General features: G+C 67.8%; 23 protein-coding genes and 2 tRNA genes. 13 read left to right on the top strand and 12 right to left on the bottom strand.

All coding sequences use genetic code 11. The annotated features are described in order from the left end of the window. Nucleotides 1-29 precede the first annotated feature (29 nt). The 3 genes from NGJ44_RS14980 (at nt 30) to NGJ44_RS14970 (ending at nt 2,914) form a co-directional block, all read left to right on the top strand. Nucleotides 30-779: an AzlC family ABC transporter permease gene (locus tag NGJ44_RS14980; RefSeq protein WP_251864409.1), complete on the top strand. Its 750-nt coding sequence runs from the start codon at nt 30-32 to the stop codon at nt 777-779. After that, a complete protein-coding gene (locus NGJ44_RS14975; protein WP_251864408.1) occupies nt 776-1,111 on the top strand; it encodes an AzlD domain-containing protein in 336 nt (111 codons plus the stop codon). Before NGJ44_RS14980 ends, NGJ44_RS14975 begins: the two co-directional genes overlap by 4 nt. 366 nt (nt 1,112-1,477) lie before the next feature. Further along, nucleotides 1,478-2,914, top strand: a complete 1,437-nt coding sequence (locus tag NGJ44_RS14970; protein WP_251864407.1) for a DEAD/DEAH box helicase — start codon at nt 1,478-1,480, stop codon at nt 2,912-2,914. A gap of 71 nt (nt 2,915-2,985) precedes the next feature. On the opposite strand, the gene NGJ44_RS14965 is transcribed toward NGJ44_RS14970, so the two are convergent. Next, complete coding sequence (locus tag NGJ44_RS14965; RefSeq protein ID WP_053245667.1) at nt 2,986-3,366, bottom strand: thioredoxin family protein; 381 nt, start codon at nt 3,364-3,366, stop codon at nt 2,986-2,988. 62 nt (nt 3,367-3,428) lie between these two features. Between NGJ44_RS14965 and NGJ44_RS14960 the strand changes: the two genes are divergently transcribed. From NGJ44_RS14960 to NGJ44_RS14950, 3 genes are all read left to right on the top strand, one after another. Then, nucleotides 3,429-4,244, top strand: coding sequence for an EI24 domain-containing protein (locus NGJ44_RS14960; RefSeq protein ID WP_053245213.1), 816 nt, complete (start codon nt 3,429-3,431; stop codon nt 4,242-4,244). 34 nt (nt 4,245-4,278) lie between these two features. Beyond that, nucleotides 4,279-5,091 (top strand): competence/damage-inducible protein A, encoded by an 813-nt coding sequence (locus NGJ44_RS14955; RefSeq protein ID WP_251864406.1) that lies wholly within the window; start codon nt 4,279-4,281, stop codon nt 5,089-5,091. Between the two features lie 150 nt (nt 5,092-5,241). After that, nucleotides 5,242-6,111, top strand: a complete 870-nt coding sequence (locus tag NGJ44_RS14950) for an IclR family transcriptional regulator (protein ID WP_251864405.1) — start codon at nt 5,242-5,244, stop codon at nt 6,109-6,111. Nucleotides 6,112-6,279: 168 nt separating this feature from the next. On the opposite strand, the gene NGJ44_RS14945 is transcribed toward NGJ44_RS14950, so the two are convergent. Beyond that, nucleotides 6,280-7,257, bottom strand: coding sequence for a tripartite tricarboxylate transporter substrate binding protein BugD (locus NGJ44_RS14945; protein ID WP_251864404.1), 978 nt, complete (start codon nt 7,255-7,257; stop codon nt 6,280-6,282). 369 nt (nt 7,258-7,626) lie between these two features. On the opposite strand from NGJ44_RS14945, the gene phaP reads away from it, so the two are divergent. Next, a complete protein-coding gene (phaP, locus tag NGJ44_RS14940) occupies nt 7,627-8,205 on the top strand; it encodes a TIGR01841 family phasin (RefSeq protein WP_053245211.1) in 579 nt (192 codons plus the stop codon). A 138-nt stretch (nt 8,206-8,343) separates the two neighbouring features. Here the strand turns inward: phaP and NGJ44_RS14935 are convergent, their stop codons facing one another. The 5 genes from NGJ44_RS14935 to NGJ44_RS14915 form a co-directional block, all read right to left on the bottom strand. Next, nucleotides 8,344-9,387, bottom strand: a complete 1,044-nt coding sequence (locus NGJ44_RS14935) for a quinone-dependent dihydroorotate dehydrogenase (protein WP_251864403.1) — start codon at nt 9,385-9,387, stop codon at nt 8,344-8,346. A gap of 79 nt (nt 9,388-9,466) precedes the next feature. Next, nucleotides 9,467-10,204, bottom strand: coding sequence for an arginyltransferase (locus NGJ44_RS14930; protein WP_251864402.1), 738 nt, complete (start codon nt 10,202-10,204; stop codon nt 9,467-9,469). 44 nt (nt 10,205-10,248) lie between these two features. After that, nucleotides 10,249-11,022 carry a leucyl/phenylalanyl-tRNA--protein transferase gene (aat, locus tag NGJ44_RS14925; RefSeq protein WP_251864401.1) on the bottom strand — a complete coding sequence of 258 codons (774 nt, stop codon included), beginning with the start codon at nt 11,020-11,022 and terminating at the stop codon, nt 10,249-10,251. Beyond that, a complete protein-coding gene (locus NGJ44_RS14920) occupies nt 11,019-11,600 on the bottom strand; it encodes an NUDIX hydrolase (protein WP_053245217.1) in 582 nt (193 codons plus the stop codon). The genes aat and NGJ44_RS14920 overlap by 4 nt, the downstream gene beginning before the upstream one ends. Nucleotides 11,601-11,610: 10 nt before the next feature. Next, nucleotides 11,611-12,513 carry a LysR family transcriptional regulator gene (locus NGJ44_RS14915; protein WP_251864436.1) on the bottom strand — a complete coding sequence of 301 codons (903 nt, stop codon included), beginning with the start codon at nt 12,511-12,513 and terminating at the stop codon, nt 11,611-11,613. Nucleotides 12,514-12,665: 152 nt separating this feature from the next. Here NGJ44_RS14915 and NGJ44_RS14910 point away from each other — a divergent pair, with 152 nt between their 5' ends. Beyond that, a complete protein-coding gene (locus NGJ44_RS14910) occupies nt 12,666-13,073 on the top strand; it encodes a DoxX family protein (RefSeq protein WP_053245204.1) in 408 nt (135 codons plus the stop codon). Between the two features lie 40 nt (nt 13,074-13,113). On the opposite strand, the gene NGJ44_RS14905 is transcribed toward NGJ44_RS14910, so the two are convergent. The 5 genes from NGJ44_RS14905 to NGJ44_RS14885 all read right to left on the bottom strand — a co-directional run bounded on the left by NGJ44_RS14905 (nt 13,114) and on the right by NGJ44_RS14885 (nt 14,942). Next, nucleotides 13,114-13,704, bottom strand: a complete 591-nt coding sequence (locus tag NGJ44_RS14905) for a DUF2946 family protein (protein WP_053245205.1) — start codon at nt 13,702-13,704, stop codon at nt 13,114-13,116. Between the two features lie 9 nt (nt 13,705-13,713). Continuing rightward, the gene (locus NGJ44_RS14900) at nt 13,714-14,028 is read right to left on the bottom strand and encodes a hypothetical protein (protein WP_053245206.1); all 315 of its coding nucleotides are present in this window, start codon (nt 14,026-14,028) and stop codon (nt 13,714-13,716) included. 144 nt (nt 14,029-14,172) lie between these two features. After that, entirely contained in the window at nt 14,173-14,448 is a 276-nt protein-coding gene (locus NGJ44_RS14895) for a hypothetical protein (protein WP_235489832.1), read from the bottom strand. 288 nt (nt 14,449-14,736) lie between these two features. Then, a tRNA-Cys gene (locus NGJ44_RS14890) sits at nt 14,737-14,810 on the bottom strand. A gap of 56 nt (nt 14,811-14,866) precedes the next feature. Beyond that, a tRNA-Gly gene (locus tag NGJ44_RS14885) sits at nt 14,867-14,942 on the bottom strand. A 435-nt stretch (nt 14,943-15,377) separates the two neighbouring features. Between NGJ44_RS14885 and NGJ44_RS14880 the strand changes: the two genes are divergently transcribed. The 5 genes from NGJ44_RS14880 to NGJ44_RS14860 all read left to right on the top strand — a co-directional run bounded on the left by NGJ44_RS14880 (nt 15,378) and on the right by NGJ44_RS14860 (nt 20,303). After that, complete coding sequence (locus NGJ44_RS14880) at nt 15,378-15,890, top strand: MFS transporter (RefSeq protein WP_251864400.1); 513 nt, start codon at nt 15,378-15,380, stop codon at nt 15,888-15,890. 153 nt (nt 15,891-16,043) lie between these two features. Then, nucleotides 16,044-16,742, top strand: a complete 699-nt coding sequence (locus NGJ44_RS14875; protein WP_053244154.1) for a GntR family transcriptional regulator — start codon at nt 16,044-16,046, stop codon at nt 16,740-16,742. Nucleotides 16,743-16,873: 131 nt separating this feature from the next. Continuing rightward, a complete protein-coding gene (locus NGJ44_RS14870) occupies nt 16,874-17,854 on the top strand; it encodes a Bug family tripartite tricarboxylate transporter substrate binding protein (RefSeq protein WP_251864399.1) in 981 nt (326 codons plus the stop codon). A gap of 80 nt (nt 17,855-17,934) precedes the next feature. Then, nucleotides 17,935-19,314: an MmgE/PrpD family protein gene (locus tag NGJ44_RS14865; RefSeq protein ID WP_251864398.1), complete on the top strand. Its 1,380-nt coding sequence runs from the start codon at nt 17,935-17,937 to the stop codon at nt 19,312-19,314. Then, entirely contained in the window at nt 19,311-20,303 is a 993-nt protein-coding gene (locus NGJ44_RS14860) for a D-2-hydroxyacid dehydrogenase family protein (protein ID WP_251864397.1), read from the top strand. Before NGJ44_RS14865 ends, NGJ44_RS14860 begins: the two co-directional genes overlap by 4 nt. Nucleotides 20,304-20,451: the final 148 nt, after the last annotated feature.

Below are 20,451 nucleotides of genomic sequence, written 5' to 3'. Positions count from 1 at the left end.
GTTCTGTCCGAATCGCCGGGGGGCCGCCCTTGTCATCTGAGTCCGCGTTGCCCGGCGCCGAAGACGCGAAGCTCGCCCGCCGCGAGCGTGCCGAGGCTTTCCGCGCCGGCGTGCATGCCATCGTTCCCGCCCTCGTCGCCACCGCCACCTGGGGGCTGGTCACCGGCGTCGCCATGGTGAAATCCGGCCTCACGGAGTCCATGGCGCTGGCCATGACCCTGCTGCTCTACGCGGGCTCGGCCCAGCTCACCTCCCTGCCGCTCATCGCCACCGGCGCCCCGCTCTGGCTGGTCTTCGCCGCCGGCTTCGTGGTGAACCTGCGCTTCATCATCTTCGGCGCGGCGCTGCAGCCTTATTTCCGCCACCTGTCCTGGCCCAAGCGGCTGGGCCTGGGGTACTTCACCACGGACATGGGCTTCGTGCTCTTCATGCCCCGCTACGGCGACGCGGCCGAGCGCGGCACGCGCGAGCAGCTCTGGTACTTCCTCGGCACGATCGCGCCCGGATGGCTGGTCTGGCAGACCTCGTCCATCGCGGGCATCTACATGGGCACGCTGGTGCCGGCGGCCTGGTCGCTCGATTTCGCCGCGGTGCTGGCGCTGCTGGCCATCACGGTGCCGCTGGCCAACTCCAGGCCCATGCTGATCTCCATGCTGGCGGCGGGCGTGGTCGCCTGGGTGGGGCAGGCGCTGCCGCTGCGGCTGGGCCTGGCGGCCGCCGTCATCGCGGGCGTGGGGGCCGGCATCTGGGCGGAACGCTATTTCAAGGCGCGCGCATGACACTCTGGCCTTCCGAGATCTACGTCTATTCGGCCATCCTGCTGCTGACTCTCTGCAGCGTGCTGACCCGCGCCGGCTTCATGCTGTTCGGCGATTACATCCCGCTGCCCGACCACGTGCGCCGCGCGCTGCGCTATGCCCCGGCGGCGGCGCTCACCGCCATCGTGGTGCCCGACCTGCTGCCCTGGAAGGCCGGGCTGGGGCCGGTGTTCGACTACAAGCTGGTGGCGGGCGTCGTGGGCATCCTGGTGTTCCTGCGCACGCGCAGCGCGGTGCTCGTCATCGTGGCGGGCATGCTGGTCCTGTGGGGCCTGCGCTGGCTGGCGGGCTGATCGGGGTTACTCGCCAGTAGCCTGTACGGCCCGCGGACGCGGCCATCCGCCGGCGGCCGCCCGGCGGGGCCTCCCAGGCCCGGGCCGGAAGGCGTCAGGGCCCGGCTTGACAGCCGCAGAGCCGGCCTGCGCTAAAATTATGCGATCCACAGCAATCCGGGCTTGGTACTGCCCCACGGATATCCGTTCCAGAATGCGCCGCATGGCTTGCCCGGCTGACCGCGGATCGCCGCCGCGGAAAACCGCGCGCCGTCGGCACGCCAGCGTGCGTGCCGCGCAATCCGGGGGTTCGATATCCATGCGGCGCGGTGCATGCAGCACTCTCGTTTTGTTCTTTTTACCTGGTCCGGCGCTTGCCCAACCCTGATGACTGAATCTACTCAAACCGTAGCATCCAACCCCGACGCGCCCGCGCCCGTTTTCGCCGATTTCGGATTGCATCCGCTTCTGCTGCAATCCATCGCCGAAACCGGCTACACCACTCCCACCCCCATCCAGGCCCAGGCCATTCCGGTCGTCGTCGCCGGGCGGGACGTCATGGGCGCCGCGCAGACCGGCACCGGCAAGACCGCGGCCTTCACGCTGCCCATCCTGCACCGCCTCATGCCGCTGGCCAACACCAGCGCCTCGCCGGCCCGCCATCCGGTGCGGGCCCTCATCCTGGCGCCGACCCGCGAGCTGGCGGACCAGGTCTACGAAAGCGTCAAGCGCTACAGCAAGCAGACGCCGCTGCGTTCGGCCGTGGTGTTCGGCGGCGTGGACATCGGCCCCCAGAAAGAAGCGCTGCGCCGCGGCTGCGAGGTGCTGGTCGCCACGCCCGGCCGCCTGCTGGACCACGTGGAGCAGAAGAACGTCAACCTGGGCCAGGTGGGCATCCTGGTTCTGGACGAAGCCGACCGTATGCTGGACATGGGCTTCCTGCCCGACCTGGAACGCATCATCCGGCTGCTGCCCGCCCAGCGCCAGAGCCTGCTCTTTTCGGCCACGTTCAGCAACGAGATCCGCAAGCTGGGCCGTTCGTACCTGAACCATCCGGTCGAGATCGAGGTCGCGGCCCGCAACGCCACCGCCGACACGGTCAGCCAGATCGCCTACAAGATGTCCGGCGAAGCCAAGCGCGCCGCCGTGGTCCACCTGGTCAAGTCGCGCGGGCTGAACCAGGTCATCGTGTTCTCCAACACCAAGATCGGCACCGCGCGCCTGGCGCGCCAACTGGAGCGCGACGGCGTGAAAGCCGAGTCGATCCATGGCGACAAGACCCAGGCCGACCGCATGAAGGCGCTGGACGCCTTCAAGGCGGGCGAGCTCGAGGTGCTGGTGGCCACCGACGTGGCCGCGCGCGGCCTGGACGTGGCGGGCGTGCCCTGCGTCATCAACTACGACCTGCCGCACAATGCGGAAGACTACGTGCACCGCATCGGCCGCACCGGCCGTGCGGGCGCCTCGGGCGAAGCCATCGCCCTCTTCACGCCCGACGAAGAGCGCTATCTGCTCGACATCGAGAAACTCATCAAGCGCCAGGTGCCGCGCGGCACGCTGGAAGTGCCGGCCGACCTGCTCGCCCGCAGCCACGGGCGGGGCGAAGAGCGCGGCGCCCGCGAAAGCCGCGGCCGTCCGGAGCGCCGGTCGGGCCATGCGGCATCGGCGCCGCGCCAGCCGGCGGACGATTTTTTCTACAAGCCTTACGAGCCGTCCGCCGCGCCGGCGCCGGCGCCGCGCGCCGAAGACGCGCCCGCGCCCAAGAACGGCGCGGCGCCCAAGCGCCAGCTTGCCGTCCTGCTGGGCGGCAGCCGCAAGGCCTGAGCCCTCGCGGTCGTTCGTACGCGGCTTTCGAGGCTCCCCGCAGCGGGCCGCGCCTGGCGCGGCCGGAAGGTTCAGCCGCGCAGCAGCCGGCGCAGGTCGGGCAGGGCGGTCGCCACGGCCGGGCTGTCCGGCCCCAGGCTGTCGAGGAGCCGCTCCAGGTGGCCGATGTGGGGCAGCATCGGGCCGTAGAACACCGTGCGCGGGCCGGCCTGCACCAGCAGAGTGGGGAAGTTCTCCACGTCTTCCTCGCCCAGCAGTTCTTCATGGTCTTCGATGTCTATCCATGCGAAGACGTGCTGCGGCAGGGTGTCGGAAAGTGCCTGGAGACGGGGGCGGTATTGTCCGCAGGTATCGCACCAGGCGGCACAGAAACACGCAATGAGCCAGGTATCGGGCGATCCGAGGCGATCGCGCAGGGCGCCCAGGTCGGCGCCGGGAACGAGTAGGGGCATGTGAAGCAGATCAGGACGTGTTTGACTATCATACCCGGGTTGTCCATTCACGCCTGCCTGCCATGAACGCACTGCGCCCCGAGTCCGATACGTCCGAATCGCGTCCAGGATTTTCGCCCCGCGCGAGCGCGGGCGCGGCGGGCGTGGCCCAGGCATTCAAGCGCGCCCTGGTGTCGCAATGCCATCCGAGCATGCTGTTCGCCGTGCTGCTGCCGTTCCTGATCGCGCTGGTGGGCGCCATCGTTCTGCTCTGGCTGTTCTGGACGCCCCTGACCGACTGGCTGCGCATGGAAGCCTCCCAATGGGACATGGTCAACCGCGTGGATGACTGGCTGGTCGCGGTGGGGCTGTTCTCCCTCAAGCTCTATCTGGTGCCCGTTATCGCGGCCGGAATCCTGCTGCCCGTGTCGGGCATCCTGGGCCTGGCCATCGCGGCGGTGTTCGTCATGCCGCTGGTGCTGCGGCACGTGAGCGAGCGCGAGTACGCCGGCGTGGCGCGGCAGGGCCGTTTTTCCACGGCGGTCAGCGTGTGGAACGCCGTGTGGGTGTCGCTCGCGTTCGCGCTGGGGTGGGTATTGACGCTGCCCCTGTGGCTGGTGCCTCCCATGGCCGTGGTGCTGTCGGTGTTCTGGTGGGCCTTCGCTTTTTCGCGGATGATGCGCGTGGACGCCATCGTCGAGCACGCCAGTCCCGCCGAGCGCCAGATCCTGCTCAAGCGCAACAACGTCGGCTTCTGGATCATCGGCCTGGTCTGCTCGCTGCTGAACCTGCTGCCGCCGGCCTGGGTGGTGCTGCCCGTGTTTTCCGCGCTGGTGTATGCGCACTACGGGCTGGATGCGCTGCGGCAATTGCGCCAGCAGCGCACCATCGACGTCTGATCCTTCCCCTTTCACCGCTATCCGGAACCCCATCATGTCCGCAGAAACCGCCGCCCGCCGCATCGGCCTTATCATCGTCGGAGACGAAATCCTCTCCGGCCGCCGGCAGGACAAGCATTTTTCCAAAGTCGTGGAAATGCTCTCGGCGCGCGGCATGCAGCTGGGGTGGGCCGAATTCCTGCCCGACGACCGCGCCCGCCTGGCCGAGGCCTACCGCCGCAGCTTCGCCAGCGGCGACGTGGTGTTCTCCTGCGGCGGCATCGGCGGCACGCCCGACGATCACACCCGCCAGGCAGCGGCCGAGGCGCTGGGGCTGCCCCTGGAGCTGCATCCCCAGGCGGCCGAGGCCATCGCGCAGCGGGCTGCCGAGATGGCGGCCAAGGGCCAGGGCTCGGCCGACATGAGCACGCCCGAGAACCAGCAGCGGCTGCAGATGGGCGTGTTTCCCCGGGGCTGTGAAATCGTGCCCAACCCGTACAACCGCATTCCCGGCTTCTTCATCCGCGATCACACCTTCGTGCCTGGATTTCCGGTCATGGCTTGGCCCATGCTCGAATGGACGCTGGACACCCGCTATCGTGCGTTGCAGCATGCGCGCGCGCACGTCGAGCATTCCTTCCTGGTGTTCGGCATGCCCGAATCGCGCATCACGCCCGCCATGCTCACGGTCGAAAGCCGCTGGCCGGGGGTGCGCGCCTTCAGCCTGCCCAGCGTGGGCGAGGCGGGCGGCACGCCGCACATCGACCTGGGCGTCAAGGGCGAGCCCGAGGCGGCGGCGGCCGCGCTGGAATACCTGCGCGCCGAGGTGCTGCGCCTGGGCGGCAAGCTGGCGCCGCCCGCCGCCTGAGCGTCCGGCGTTGCGATCCGTCGCAATCCGATTAAAAAAACCAATTGCCAAACGGGTCGCTAAATTTCACAATACGGGAAAGATTTGTTTGCTGCATTGCCGCAAAACCCCTGTGCCATGGCCGTGCCGCCAAGCCCTTTCCGTCAATCTATGTCCCGTCTGCCCAATTCACGCAATGCCCCGGACGCCGAGCACGATGGCGCCTCGTCCCATCCCATCGCCATCCAGGTCATCGAGCGGGCCATGCGGCTGCTCGACGCGCTGGCGGCCCAGCCCGACCCCGTCACCCTGAAGGAGCTCTCGGCCACCACGGGCCTGCACGCCTCCACGGCCCACCGCATCCTGAACGACCTGGTGGTGGGGCGCTACGTAGAGCGCGTGGATAACGGCCTCTACCAGCTCGGCATGCGTCTGCTGGAACTGGGCTCGCTGGTCAAGGGGCGGCTCAACGTGCGCGAGGCCTCGATCTCGGCCATGCGTTCGCTGCATAAGCTCACGGGCCAGACCATCAACCTTTCGGTGCAGCAGGGCGACGAAATCGTCTACATCGAGCGCGCCTGGAGCGAGCGTTCCGGCATGCAGGTGGTGCGGGCCATCGGCGGCCGGGCGCCCCTGCACCTCACCTCCACGGGCAAGCTGTTCCTGTCCACCGCCGACTCCCGCCAGGTGCGCGCCTACGCGCTGCGCACCGGGCTGGCCGGCCACACCCGCAACAGCCTCACCGACCTCGACCGCCTCGAGCGCGAACTGGCGCTGGTGCGCCGCCACGGCTACGCGCGCGACAACGAAGAACTGGAACTGGGCGTGCGCTGCATCGCGGCCGGCATCTACGACGACACCGGCAAGCTGGTGGCCGGCCTGTCCATTTCGGCGCCGGCGGAGCGCCTGCAGGACGAATGGATCAAGGCGCTGGTGGACACCGCCGCCGAAATTTCCGAGGCGCTGGGCTACGAGCCGCCCGGCGCGGGCCCCGGCGGCTTCAACGGCCTGCCCGCGCCCGAAACCACCGCCCGCGTGTAGCCGCGGCATTCCGCCGCCCGGCCCGCGCGCCGCGCATCGCGCGAAGAACCGCCTTCTTGAAAAGAAAACGCCCCGCATCTGAACTGCCCTCCGAAAGTTGGACGAATCCAACCTTCGGGGGCAGTTCACAATCGCAGGGCGTTTGCCGGGGAGGGGCGGCCGCGCGGCTTACTGCGGCTCGACGCCCGCCTTCTTGAAAAGCTCGGCCCACTGCGGCACCTGCTGCTTCACCTTGGCTTCCAGCGCCTGCGGATTGGCTTCCGCGGTGAGCACGGTGGCGCCCAGTTGTTTCATGCGCTCCTGGAACTTGGGATCGGCCAGGCCGGCCTGCAAGGCCTTGACCAGCTTGTCCACCACGGGCTTGGGCGTGCCTTTCGGCACCCACATGCCATGCCAGATGCCGACTTCGAAGCCCTTGTAGCCCGACTCGTCCATGGTGGGCAGCTTGGGCAGCGTGGGCACGCGCTTGAGGCTGGTGACGGCATAGGCCTTCACCTTGCCGGCGTCGATCTGCTGCGTGGTGTTGGTGGTCTGGTCGCAGAGCATGTCCACCTGCTTGCCCAGCAGATCGTTCATGGCGGGAGCGGTGCCCTTGTAGGGAATGGTCAGCAGCTGCACGCCCAGGGCTTCCTGGAGCATGGTGCCGCACAGGTGGCTGGCCGCGCCGATGCCGGCGTTGGCGAGCGAAACCTTGTCCTTGTTCTTTTTGACGTACTCGGCCAGTTCCTGGATGGTGTTGGGCGGGAAGTCCGACCGCGCGATGACGGTCATGGGCACGTCCACCACGAGGCCGATGGGCTCGAAGCTCTTGTACGGATCGTAGCCGGGGTTCTTGTAGAGAGAGGGCGCCGTCGAGAAGCCGGCGTGCATCAGCAGGACGGAATAGCCGTCGGGCTGCGAGCGCGCGACCTGGGTGGTGCCGATCGTGCCGCCGGCGCCGCCCTTGTTTTCGACCACGACCGTCTGGCCCAGAGACGTCCGCATGGCCTCAGCCAGCGAGCGCGCGACGTTGTCGGTCGGGCCGCCCGCGGCGAAAGGCACCACCATGTTGATGGGGTGGTCCGGGTATTCGGCGTGGGCAGCGCCGGCCGCGAGCAGGGCGCTGGCGGCGAAGAGAGCCGAAAGCGTGCGGGGGAGGAAATTCATGGGGTCTCCAATGCAGGGTTTGCTGTGCTGCGTAGTCGTTATGGGATACCGGTTTGTAATAGTTTGAATCACACCAGTGTGCCGCGAGTGTAGGGAAGACTGGGTACGGAGTCAGTCCGGTATTTCCCCAACGCGAAGCGGAATCTTGTGCCAGATCAAGGCCCGAGCCCGCATGCCCCACGAAAGTGCAAACAGTTGTTGCGTTGCACAAAAACTGCTTGACAAGTTTTTTGAGGCCCCTAGAATGTGCATTGTGCAGTGCATCAAACGAGCCGGCGGTTGCGTGTAGTACCAGTATCCGCGCACGTTTTTTTCTTTCGTCGCAGACACCCACCTTGCCGGCGCGTCCGGCACCGATAGGAGCATCCTATGAGCACTATTCCGCAACAAGTCCTGGACCGTCAGAAAGCCAGCGTCAACACCTTTCTGGCTGCCCAATCCGCCGTTTTCGCGGGCTTCGAAAAGCTCGTTGAACTGAATCTGAAGGTCGTGCGCGCCACCCTGGACGAAGTCGCCCAGAAGTCGCAGCAGGCCGTCGAAGTCAAGGATCCGCAGGAAGCCGCCGCCTTCGCCACCGGCCTGCTGCAGCCCGGCGCCGAGAAGGCCCTGGCCTACAGCAAGCACGTCTACGACATCGTGGCCGGCGTGCAGGGCAACCTGGCCAAGCTGACTGAAGCGCAGATCGCCGAAACGCAGCAGCAGCTGTCCGACGCCGTCGAGCAGTTCTCCAAGAACGCTCCCGCCGGCTCGGAAAGCGCCGTCGCGCTGATCAAGTCCTCGCTGGCCACCGCGACCAGCGCCTACGATTCGCTGTCCAAGGCTGCCAAGCAGGCCGCCGAAGTCGCCGAATCGAACCTGAACGCCGCCGCCAACGCGACCTTCAAGGCTGCCTCGGACGCCGCCGACGCCGCCACCAAGGTTGCCAGCCGCAGCCGCCGCAGCGCCTGAGTCCGGTAACGGATCATGGGGCCTGGTCCGGGATTTACATCCCGGGCCGAACGCAGGCGGTGCGCAAACCGCAGTTATGTAGTACTGTTGAGTGACAGAGCAGAGCTGGAATTAGGGCCACCCACGGGTGGCCTTTTTTTACGCCCGCGCCAGCGCGCTCACGCATTCGCCGACCAGGGCCGGGCCCCGGTAGATGAGGCCGGTGTACAGTTGCACCGCGTTGGCGCCGGCTTCGATCTTCTCGCGGGCATGCCGCCCCGACATTACCCCGCCCACGCCGATGATGGCCATGTCCGCGCCCAGCTTCTGGCGCAGGCGGCGGATCACCGCCAGCGACAGCTCGTGCACCGGCGCACCCGACAGGCCGCCCGCCTCGTCGGCGTGCGCCATGCCGGCCACCGCCTCGCGGGACAGCGTGGTGTTGGTGGCGATGACGCCGTCGATGCCGTGGCGCGGCAGGATTCCGGCAATGGCGTCGATCTGCTCTTCGGTCAGATCGGGCGCGATCTTCACGGCGATGGGCACGCGCCGCTGATGCCGGTCTTCCAGTTCGCGGCGCTTGTCCGCCAGCCGGTCCAGCAGTGCCGACAGCTCGTCACCGCCCTGCAGGGCGCGCAGGTTCTTGGTGTTGGGCGAAGAAATATTCACCGTGACGTAGTCGGCGTGGGGGTATACGCCTTCCAGCCCGATCAGGTAGTCGCTCGCCGCGTTCTCGATGGGGGTGTCGGCGTTCTTGCCGATGTTGAGCCCCAGCACGCCGCCCTGGCTGCGCCACTGGCTGCGCCGCACGTTGGCCAGGAAAGCATCCAGCCCCTGGTTGTTGAACCCCAGCCGGTTGATGAGCGCCTGCGCGCGCGGCAGGCGGAACATGCGCGGCTTGGGATTGCCCGGCTGGGCGCGCGGCGTGACCGTGCCCACTTCCACGAAGCCGAAGCCCAGGTTGCCGAGCGCGTCGATGTAGGCGCCGTTCTTGTCCAGCCCCGCCGCGAGTCCGACCGGGTTCGAGAGTCTCATGCCCATGAGGGTGCAGGGCGCCTTGGGCTGCGCATGCAGCAGCCTGCGCGTGGCGCCGCAGTCATAGGCGCGCTGCAGCCCCGACAGCGTGACTTCGTGGGCGGTTTCCGCATCCATGGCGAAGAGCGCCGTGCGGGCCAGGGGATAGGCGTGGAAGAGAATAGACATAAGGCGCGATTGTAGAGCGACTTGGGGCAGGCCGCGCCTCGCCGGCCGCGCCTTGCCGGCCGCGCCAGATCAGATCCGGCTAGGCGGGCGGGTCGAAATCCGCCTCGCGCCAGGCGCCACGCACCAGGAGCTGGGCGGGCCGGAAGCCGGACTTGTACGACATCTTGCGGCTGTCGCGGATCCAGTATCCCAGATAGAGCCAGGGCAGGCCCAGCGTGCGGCACTGCTCGATTTGCCACAGGATGCTGTAGGTGCCCAGGCTGCCCGGCACGTCGGGGTCATAGAAGGTGTAGACGGAGGAAAGGCCGTCGTCCAGCACGTCGATGATGGACACCATCATCAACTGGTCTTCGCCGTCGCGGAATTCGACCAGCCTCGTGTTGACGCGGCTGGTCAGCAGGAACTGCGCATACTGGGTGCGGCTGTCCTCGTCCATGCCGCCGCCCGGATGGCGCCCCTGCTGGTAGCGGGTGTACAGCCGGTAATGCTCGGGCGACCAGGCCAGCTCGGCCACGAAGGCGCGCAGATTCCGATGGTTGCGCCACGCCCGCCGCTGGCTTCGGTTGGGCGCGAAGGCCGCGGCATCGACGCGCACGGGCACGCATGCCTGGCAGTTATCGCAATGCGGCCGGTACGTGAACAGCCCGCTGCGCCGGAAGCCCTGCTCCACGAGCTGCGAATAAGTGCCGGCGTTGATGAGGTGGCCGGGCGCGGCGACCTGGGAGCGCGCCTGCCGCCCGGGCAGGTAGCTGCAGGGGTAGGGCGCGGTCGCGTAGAACTGCAGCGTGGAGAAAGGTAACTCTTTGAGCTGGCTCATGAATATCCCCGTATCCCGCCGGCACGCCTGCCCGCAAGGGATGCCTACATATTAACGCCGCCGGGGGCGGGTTCCGCGCCGCTTCCGGGATGCAGGCGGCCGGCGCTGTCCAGCCAGCCGCGCGTCCAGGCGATGGGCGCGCGCGCCGTCGCCCGCCGCACGTGTTCGAGGAACGCGGCGCGCGGCACGGGCCGCGCGCCCAGGCTGGCCAGGTGCCGGGTCTGCTGCTGGCAATCGATCCAGGCCACGCCCTGCGCCTGCAGGAACCGCACCAGATAGGCCAGCGCGATCTTGGAGGCGTTGGGCACGCGGGTGAACATGGATTCGCCGAAAAACATGCGTCCCAGGCTGATGCCGTAGAGCCCGCCGGCCAGTTCGCCGTCGATCCAGGTTTCTATGCTGTGCACGAAGCCCGCCTCGTGCCATTGGCGGTACGCCTGCTGCATGGCGGCCGTGATCCAGGTGCCGGGCTGTCCCTCGCGGGGGGAGGCGCATTGCGCCATGACTTCCGCAAAGGCGGTGTCGACCCGGACCCGCACGCGCGGAGCCTCATGTTCATGGCGCGCGATCTGGCGCAGCAGCTTGCGCAGCGAGTGAGATGGTGCGAAGTCCCGGCAGGCCAGCACCATGCGCGGATCGGGACTCCACCACAGTATCGGTTCGCCCTCCGAGTACCAGGGAAAGATGCCGTTGGAATACGCCTGCGCGAGGCGGCGCGGCGAAAGATCGGCTCCCGCGGCGAGCAGGCCGTCCGGGTCGCGCAGCGCTGTGTAGGCTGGCGGGAAAGGCGTGTCTGCGGCGAGCCAGGGCAGCTTCAACGGTGCGATTCGAGCGTGTAGTGATGAGGGCCGAACATGCCGCGCTTGCGGTCTTCGAAAAAGTGCCGCAGCGTGGTGACGACGGTGCGGAACGCCAGGTCGTCCCAGGGGATTTCCGCTTCGTCGTAGTAGCGGGCTTCCAGGCTCTCGGGCCCGGGGTCCAGTTCGGGGCCGGCGGCGTGCGCGAGATAGAACACGTGCACCTGTTCTATCTGCGGCACGTCGATGATGGTGTAGATCTCGCCCAGCCGCACGCGCGCGCCCGATTCCTCGAGGGTTTCGCGGGCCGCGCCCTGCGCGGTGCTTTCGCCCAGCTCCATGAAGCCCGCCGGCAGCGTCCAGGTGTTGTAGCGGGGCTCGATGGCGCGGCGGCACAGCAGCACGCGGTCTTGCCACACCGGCACGGTGCCCACCACCAGGCGCGGATTCTGGTAATGGATGGCGCCGCAATGGTCGCAGATGTCGCGTTCGCGGTTGTCGCCTTCCGGCACGCGCCGGCTGACCGGCGAGCCGCACTGACTGCAGAAATTGGCGCGGCGCGGCGCGGGAAAATAGACGAGAGGCGGTTTGTCGGTCATGGGCACGATTCTAACGGGTGCGGCGCGGCCCTGCGCGATCCTCGGACGAGGCGCCGAAGCGGCGCTCCAGGTGCTCCACGAAGGACCGCACTTTGGGGGACAGAAACCGCCGGTGCGGGTACACCGCGTACATCGAAATCTCGGTGTGGGCGTAGTCTTCCAGCAGCGCGACCAGGCGCCCGGCGCGCAGGTCTGCGCCGATCAGGAATTCCGGCTGCAAGATGATGCCGTGGCCGGCCAGGGCCGCCGTGCGCAGCACGTCTCCGTTGTTCGCGCGCAGGGCCGCGTTCACGCGCACCAGGTGGCTGATCCCGTCTTTCTCGAAGCGCCATTCGTTGCCGGTGCTGGCATAGGCATAGTGCAGGCAGCGGTGCCGTTTCAGGTCTTCGGGAACCCGCGGCGCGCCGTGGCGCTCGATGTAGCCGGGCGAAGCGCACACGTGCAGCCGCTGCGGCGCCAGCGGCCGCGCCACCAGGGACGAGTCCAGCAGCGGCCCGATGCGCACCGCCACGTCGTAGCCGTCTTCCACCAGGTCCACCACCCGGTCGTTGAGATCCAGGTCGATAGTGACTTCGGGATATTGCTGCAGGTACTCCGCGATGGCCGGTCCCAGGTGCAGGATGCCGAAGGACACGGGCGCGCTTACCCGCAGCCGGCCGCTGGGCGTGCTGCCCTGCGCCTGCAGCGCCAGTTCCAGGTCGGCCACTTCGGCGAGGATGGGGCGCACGCGCTCGTAGAAAGCCTGTCCGGCATCGGTCAGGCTGAGCTTGCGCGTGGTCCGGTTGAGCAGGCGCACGCCGTACCGGTGCTCCAGGTGCGCGATCTGGCGCGTCACCACCGAGCGGGCGAGGTCCAGTTTGTCCGCCGCCGCGGCGAAAGACCCCAGTTCCACGACCTTGGCAAAGGTCTGCATGGCGGCATGCGTATCCACGATTATTTCCCGAACAGGAACAATAATTTGCGATTTTGCATCTTTATCGCCTTTTCCGGAATGGGAAGAATAGCGCCGAGACGGCTCCCGCGTGGGCGGCGAGTCCTATCCCGTATCCGATACAGAGGTTGTTCATGATCGATTCCCGCACCGCTCCGTACGCCGCCCTGCTTTTGCGCCTGGCGCTGGGCGTCATGTACCTGGCCCACGGCCTGACCAAGCTGCTGGTTTTCACGCTGCCCGGCACGGCCGGGTTCTTCGGCCAGATCGGCTTTCCCTCCTGGCTGGCCTATCCGGTAACGTTCTTCGAGATCGGGGCGGGCGCGCTGCTGATCCTGGGCGTCGCGCCGCGCTGGGTGGCCGCCGTAGGGGCTGTGCAGCTGTTCGTGGCCGCCACCGTGCACTTCGGCAATGGCTGGGGCTTCGGCAACCCCGGCGGCGGCTGGGAGTATCCGGTCTTCCTGGCGGTAGCGGCGCTCGCGCTGGCCTTGCTGGGCGACGGCAAGCTGGCGCTCGCGCCCGGCAAGCGCCCCGCCGCCTAGGGGTGCGCGATCCGGATGCCCGCGGCTTGCGCGGGCGGAGTCATTCCGGGGCGGGCGCGGGGTCGGCCACAAAGCCCAGGCATGCGGCCGCCTCCGCCCGGGCAAGAGAGGCCAGGGGGGCCGGCTCGTATGCGCCCGGAAACGAAATAGCCGGAGGCGGCGCGCCCTCCAGCGCGTCCAGCAGCGGACGGCCGTCGGGGGTACGCAGGATTTCCAGCAGCATGGGCAGATCGCGGTCCAGCACCACACCCGCACCCGCCTCGGTCCGCGCATACAGGCGGCCGTCCTCGTCCAGCCGCCAGCCCAGCACCGACTGGACCGGCCGGCCCGTATGGGTCAGCAGCCTGCGCTGGTCGTCCGACAGCCGCAGCACCCACGGCGCCGCGTCCAGCCTGACGTATACCCGCTGCGGCCCGTTCTGGAAAAACCAGCGCCCCTGCTCGTCATGACCGTAGTTGCGGTCGATGAAGCCGAGGATCTGCGTATTGGTGATGGATTCCCCCGGCCCGCCTTCGGCCGCCCGGCCTTCGGGATGGAAGCGCCAGCGGCCGCGCGCGTCCAGCGACAGCCAGCCGTAGACGGCCGGGACGTTGGGCCAGCGCGCGAGCGCATCTTTTACCGAGGGATCCATGGCATGGGGTCAGGGCCGGATGACGATGGGCGGCGGATTGATCACGATGGCGGGCACGACCGGCTGCACGGCCGCGCGGGGCACGGCATAAGCATAGCCGTAGTCGGGGCGGCATTTGCGCTTTTCACGATATTCGCCGTTGCGCTTCCATTGCCGCTCCACCTTGCAGGCGCCGTCCCAGTATTTTTCCTTGTATTCGCGTCCGTGCCGGTGGCGGTGGCGGTCGTGATCGGCCTCCGCGGCGAATGGCGCGAGCGCGAGCAGCGCCGCGGCGGACAGGTTCAGCAGGCCGGTACAGGGTCGGGAGAGCGAGGGTTTGCGCATGGGACGTGACCGTCAGTGGAAAACGGGGCCACCTTAACAGGCCATTGCCTGACTGGGCGTAGGCGAGGGTAACCGGATGCTGCTGCTCGGGCGTGCGGGTCCGCAGGCCCGCGGATCCGCAAGCGCGTCTCGGATCGCCCGCCTTCAGCTCCGCCAGCTCCAGGGCTCGTCATCGTCCGAGCGGGGCGGCATGATGTAGTTGGAAGAGGCGCGCCGGTCGCGCAGAATCTGGTGCGAGAGTTTCTTGCCGTAGATGGGAATCAGCGCGTTCAGTTCGGCGATCCGGGCGGCGCGTCGTCTCCAGATGCGCCTGGCGAGATACGCCATGACGCCCGCGGCAACCATCGTGGAAGTCTCTACCTCGAGGTTTCTGACCGTTTCCAGGGCGAGCTGCATCGTGTTCGCAGCCGCTTCACGCAAGTGATCCCAATCCGCCGTCAACATATCTTTATGTAGCGTTATGTAACTCTATGCGGGAATATACCTTACGAGGGTAAAAAAAGGTAGCGGATCAGTCGTTTTATTTCCGGGGCTGGCGACGAATGGCCAGGCAGGCGCGGGATCGCCTGCCGGTTTGACGACGGGAAGGGAGGCGGCCCGACGGATGACCGACTCGAAAAGACGGGGCAGGGTTGTCGCGGGCCGGCCTGCGGCCACGGAACCCGCAACAAAAAGCCCGCGAAGATCGCGGGCCTTGATGGGATTCTTTGGAGGCGCAAGCCGGAATCGAACCGACGTACACGGATTTGCAATCCGCTGCATAACCACTCTGCCATTGCGCCAGTACTGCAAGAAAAAAGGAAGCGCGGGGAGGGCCGTTGCTTCCTTTTTGTATATTTGGAGCGGGAAACGAGTCTCGAACTCGCGACCTCAACCTTGGCAAGGTTGCGCTCTACCAACTGAGCTATTCCCGCGTGGATTTCACGCTTGGGTGCGCCGGGGGCGCGCCGCTTGCTTTTTCGACGGGCTTGATTTGCCTGCTTTCTTCATCCGCCTGCTTTCTTCATCAGGCCGCGTTGCCGAAAAACATCGCGTGTCAACCAAAGACAGCAATTATACACGGTTTTCCGGGCTTGTGCAGCGGTCGTGGGTGGAATCGCTTTTCGCGCCGGTCTTCGGGATGTCCGGAAAGCCCGCTGGGCGATGCGGCGCAGCCGTTCGTCGCCGGACACCGGCAGGTAGAGACGCTCGACCGGTATGCGCGCCAGTTGCTCCAGCAGCGCGGCCGCGCCGGGCTGTGCGAAGCGGCGGCAGATGCGCGCGTTGGGGCAAGGTGGGAGCCTTGCCCGATCCGATTCCGACGTGTTTCCATGACTTAACGACAGGCCGCCCTGGCCGCTACGCGCCCCTTGAGCCTGCTTGCGGGCCTGCTGCTCATCGCCGCCAACCTGCGCGCGCCCATCACCAGCGTGGCGCCGGTGCTGGAAACCCTGCAGGAAGCCTTTGCGCTGTCGCCCGCGCAGGCCGGGCTGCTGGCGACGCTGCCGCTGTTGGCGTTCGGCTTCATTTCTCCCTTCGTGGCGCTGTTCGCGCGGGTACGGCCTGGAGCGATCCCTTTTCGCCGCCCTGGTTTTCGTCGCGGGCGGGATCGCCGTGCGGTCGCTGGGCCCGGCCTGGTGCTGTATCCGGGCGCCGCCGTCACCGGCGCGGGCATCGCGGTGGGCAACGTGCTGCTACCCAGTCTCGTCAAGCGCGATTCTCCTTTCCGCGTGCCGACCATTACGGGGTGTGCGCCCTCATCATGGGCGGCGCGGCGGCTGGCGTCCGCCGTCGCGGTGCCCCTGGCCGGGTGGGGGGCCATGGCCGCGTTCGGCGACCTGGCGGACCGCGCACGCCTGATCGGGCAGGGCGGTGGCCGCTGAGGGGGCGCGGGCCAGCCCGCCCGTTGCTTTTTTTCCTTGCGTTTTCTTCTTACGGCGCGTGCCTGCGTCATGCAGCCTGCCGGATTGACATTCTTCCTGACGTAGTTGTCTAATCGTATACGATTATACGAAACATCAAGCAGGAGCCTGTTCATGAAATGGCTTGCCTCTAGCACCGGCCAGGCAACGTTCGAGGACATCAAGAACACCTCGCTGGGCAAACTGGTGCGCGACCAATTGCTCAGCGGCATTCTTTCCGGCGCTTATGCGCCCGGCCAGGCCTTGCGCGAGTCCGAGCTGGTGGAGCAGTTGAAGGTGTCGCGCGTGCCGGTGCGCGAAGCCCTGCGCGAGCTGGAAAGCTCCGGCCTGGTGGTGTCGCGCAAGCACTCCGGGGTCTACGTGCGCGAACTGAGCGACGAAGAGGTCAGGGATCTCTACCAGTTCCGCGCCCTGCTGGACAGCCATGCCGGCCGCATGGCGGCGCAACTGCCGGACGACGAGCGCGAGGAGCTCGTGCGCGAGCTGGACAACTGCGTGTCCGCTATGGACGCGGCCATCCGCGAAGGCAACGCCCAGGGCTACTACAGCCTCAATCTGGAGTTCCACTGGCTGTTCATCGAATACGCCGGCAATCGCGAGATCGCCAAGGCCTATCGCGAGATCATCCAGAAACTGCACCTGGCGCGCCTGAAGAACCTGTCCACCGAGGCGCACCGCCTCCGCTCCAACGCCGAACACCGCGAAATCGTCGACGCCCTGCGCAAGGTGACGTCGTCCGGCCAGGCCGCCGAATACGCGGAACTGCTGGCCAGGCACGTCATCAACGCCCACGATCGCCTGTCGGTGCTGTGATGCGCGCGCCGCGCCTCGCGTCTCTGGCGGCGCCCGATCCGCCCTGATCAGGGCGCTCGCCCCCGCAGCCGGGACGGCGTCCCTGGCGTCCCGGCCCATACCCAAAAAAATTCCTACGAGGAGACAAACCCATGAATCGACGTTCCTTCCTGCTCGGCGCAGGCGCGGCCGCCGCCGGCCTGCCCTGCGCCCTGCCGTCCTTCGCCGCGTCCGCCTATCCCGACCGCCCCGTCACCTACATCGTCCCGGTGGCGCCGGGCGGCGGCAGCGACTATGTGGGCCGCGCCGCCGCGAACGCTCTGGGCAATGCGCTGGGCGCCACATTCATCGTCGAGAACCAGAGCGGCGCCGGCGGCGTGATCGCGTGCCAGAAGACCATGCGCGCCAAGCCCGACGGCTACACGCTGATGCAGGGCTACGTCGCCACGCTGGGAACCAGTCCGGCCACGCGCAAGGTGCCCTACGATCCCATCAAGGACTTCACCGCGGTCGGCATGATAGGCGGCACGCCCAATGTGCTGATGGTGAACGCCAAGCTGCCCGTGCACAACCTGAAAGCGTTCATCGCCTACGCCAAGTCGCAGGACAACGTGAACTACGGCTCGGCCGGCGCCGGTTCGCTGACCCATCTGCTGATGGAACTGCTGCTGCAGCAGGTCGGCGCCCACATGGTGCACATCGCCTACAAAGGCATCGCCCCGGCTTTTACCGACCTGCTGTCGCAGCAGACCCAGTTCATGTGCCCGGGCCTGGCCGCCGCCGTGCCGCACCTGCGGGCCGGCACCGTGCGCGCCATCGCCCTGTCCGGCGAGGCGCGCAACAAGGCATTCCCCGACGTGCCGACGTTCAAGGAGCTGGGTCTGGAGGGTTTCGACGACGTGTTGCAGTGGTACGGCGTGTCCGGCCCGGCGGGCATGGACGGCGGCGTGGTGCAGACCTTGAACACCGCCCTGAACAAAGTGCTGAAAGACCCCGGCCTGACCAAGGCGCTGGACACCGAAGCCATCGTGCCCATGCCGATGTCGCCCGCGCAGTTCGCCGCCTACGTGAGCAAGGACTATGCGCGCTGGTCCAGGGTGGCGAAAGACCAGAACATCCATCTCGACGCCTGAAGCCGAGCCCGGCCGGAATGCCTTCCTGCCGGGATTCCTGCCTTCCATGCCCCGATTTCCGTAGCACCCCGAGAGACAACATGGCCCTCAACACCAAGATCGATGCCGATCACAATGCCCCGCCGGTCACCCGCATCCTGGCCGAACACGTCGTCAACCATCCGTCGCACGGATGGGACGACGCCGTCGAGCACGAGGCGCACCGCACGTTCATGAACTGGTTGGGCTGCGCCGTCGGCGCCGCCCATCACGAAGCCGGCGAAGCCGCGCTGCGCGCCGTGCAGGTGCTGCAGCCCGCCGCCCAGGCCAGCGTGCTGGGCCGCAGCGAGCGGGTGGATATCGCCAGCGCCGCGCTGATCAACGGCATCAGTTCGCATACCTTCGATTTCGACGACACCCACCTCAAGACCATCATTCACCCCGCCGGCCCGGTGTGCTCGGCGGTGCTTGCGCTGGCCGAGCACACGGGCGCCAGCGGCCGCCAGCTTATCGACGCCATCGTCCTGGGCATCGATGTGTCGTGCCGCACCGGCAACATGATCTATCCGCACCACTATGACCGCGGCTGGCACATCACCGGCTCCACGGGCGGGCTGGGCGCCGCCGCCGCCTGCGCCCGCCTGCTGGGCCTGGATGCGGACAGAACGCAGATGGCGCTGGGCATCGCGGCCTCGCAGCCGGTCGGCCTGCGCGAACAGTTCGGCACCATGACCAAGCCCTTCCATCCGGGCGGCGCCGCGTCCGCGGGCCTGATGTCGGCCCTGCTGGCGCGCGAGGGCTTTACCTCCAGCAAGCGCGCCATCGAAGCGCCGCGCGGCTTTGCCCAGGTGCTGTCGACCAAGTTCGACTGGAACGAAATCACCGACGAGCTGGGCAAGCGCTTCGAGATTTCCTTCAACACCTACAAACCCTTTGCCTGCGGCATCGTCATCCATCCCAGCATCGACGCCTGCGTGCAGTTGCGCGCTCAGGGCGTGACGCCGGAGAACCTGGAGCGCATCGACCTGCGCGTGCACTCGCTGGTGCTGGAGCTCACCGGCAAGAAGGAACCCGCCGACGGTCTGCAAGGCAAGTTCAGCGTCTACCATGGCTGCGCGGCCGGCCTGATTTTCGGCCGCGCGTCGGAAAGCGAGTACGCCGACGACATCGTCACGCGCGAAGACGTCGTGGCCGTGCGCCGCAAAGTGGTCGCCACTGTCGACGACAGCATCGACGAAGCCGCCGTCGACGCCGTGGCCACGCTGAAGGACGGCCGCAAGGTCCACGTGTTCGTCGAACACGCCATCGGCTCGCTGCAGCGCCCCATGTCCGACCAGGACCTGGAAGCCAAGTTCAGCAGCCAGGCCGATCCCATCCTGGGAGCGGGCCAGGTGCGCAAGCTGATGGACGCGTGCTGGAGCCTGGGCAAGGCGCAGGACGTGCGCGCCCTGGCCGCGCTGGCCCGCAAGGCGGCGCAGTGAGCGCGCGCCGTCCGTCCATCGTCGTCCTGGACGATTGGGAGAACGGCCTGCGCGACGGCGTGGACTGGAGCGCCATCCGGCGCGCCGCCGACGTTGCCTTGCACAACGTCGCGCTGCGCGGCGATGCGCTGCTGGCCGCCCTCGCGCAGGCCGATTGCGTCGTGCTGCTGCGCGACCGCACGCCCGTCGGCGCCGCCCTGCTGGGCAGGCTGCCGCGCCTGCGCCACATCGTGTTCACCGGCACGCGCAACAAGACGCTGGACGCGGCGGCGGCGCAGCGCGCCGGCATCCTGGTCAGCCATACGGAATGGGGGCCTTCCAAAGCCAGCACCTGCGAGATGACCTGGTCGCTGATCCTGGCCGCCACGCGGCGCCTGCCGCAGCTCATGCTCACGCCGGCGCGCAATGTCTGGCGCGATCCCGGCGCCTCGGCGTTCCTGCCCGGCGTGTTGCACGGGCAGCGTCTGGGCCTGATCGGGCTGGGACAGATCGGCCAGCGGGTCGCCGCGGTTGGCCGCGCGCTGGGAATGGAAGTGCTGACATGGAGCCCCCACATGACGCCCGAACGCGCGCGCGAGCACAGCGCGAGTTCGGTCGACCTGGACGAGCTCCTGGCCGGCTCGCACGTGGTCAGCCTGCACCTCGTGCCGGCGGCGGGCACCCGCCGCCTGCTCGATCGCGGGCGCCTGGCCCTGATGCGGCCCGACAGCCTGCTGGTGAACACCTCGCGCGCCGAACTCGTCGATACCGACGCCCTGGTTGAAGCGCTGCGGGCGGGAAGACCGGGCTTTGGCGCCTTCGACGTGTTCGACAGCGAACCGCTGCCCGGCGGCCACCCGCTGCTGGGCCTGCCCAACGTGCTGCTGACGCCGCACTACGGTTTTCTCAGCAAGCAGGTCTATGCCGAATTCGCCCGAGGCGTTCAGCGCAATATCGAAGCGTGGCTTGCGGGAGAAGAGGTGCCCCATACCCTGCCGTCGGCTGCCTGAGCGTTCGCGGCCGCGAGAGGGTGGCAGGGGGAGTGTGCGGGGCCGATGCGCGACAGGAATGATCGATGCCTGGCCTGGTGCGCATCGCGCACGAACCGGCGCTGCGCGGGGCGACGGTTAGCTCGCGGCGCGGAACGCAACGACGAGC

Origin of the sequence: Achromobacter sp. Marseille-Q4962 (assembly GCF_943737005.1) — a bacterium.
Taxonomy (GTDB): Bacteria; Pseudomonadota; Gammaproteobacteria; order Burkholderiales; family Burkholderiaceae_B; genus Achromobacter.
This window is presented reverse-complemented; position numbering and strand designations above follow the sequence as displayed.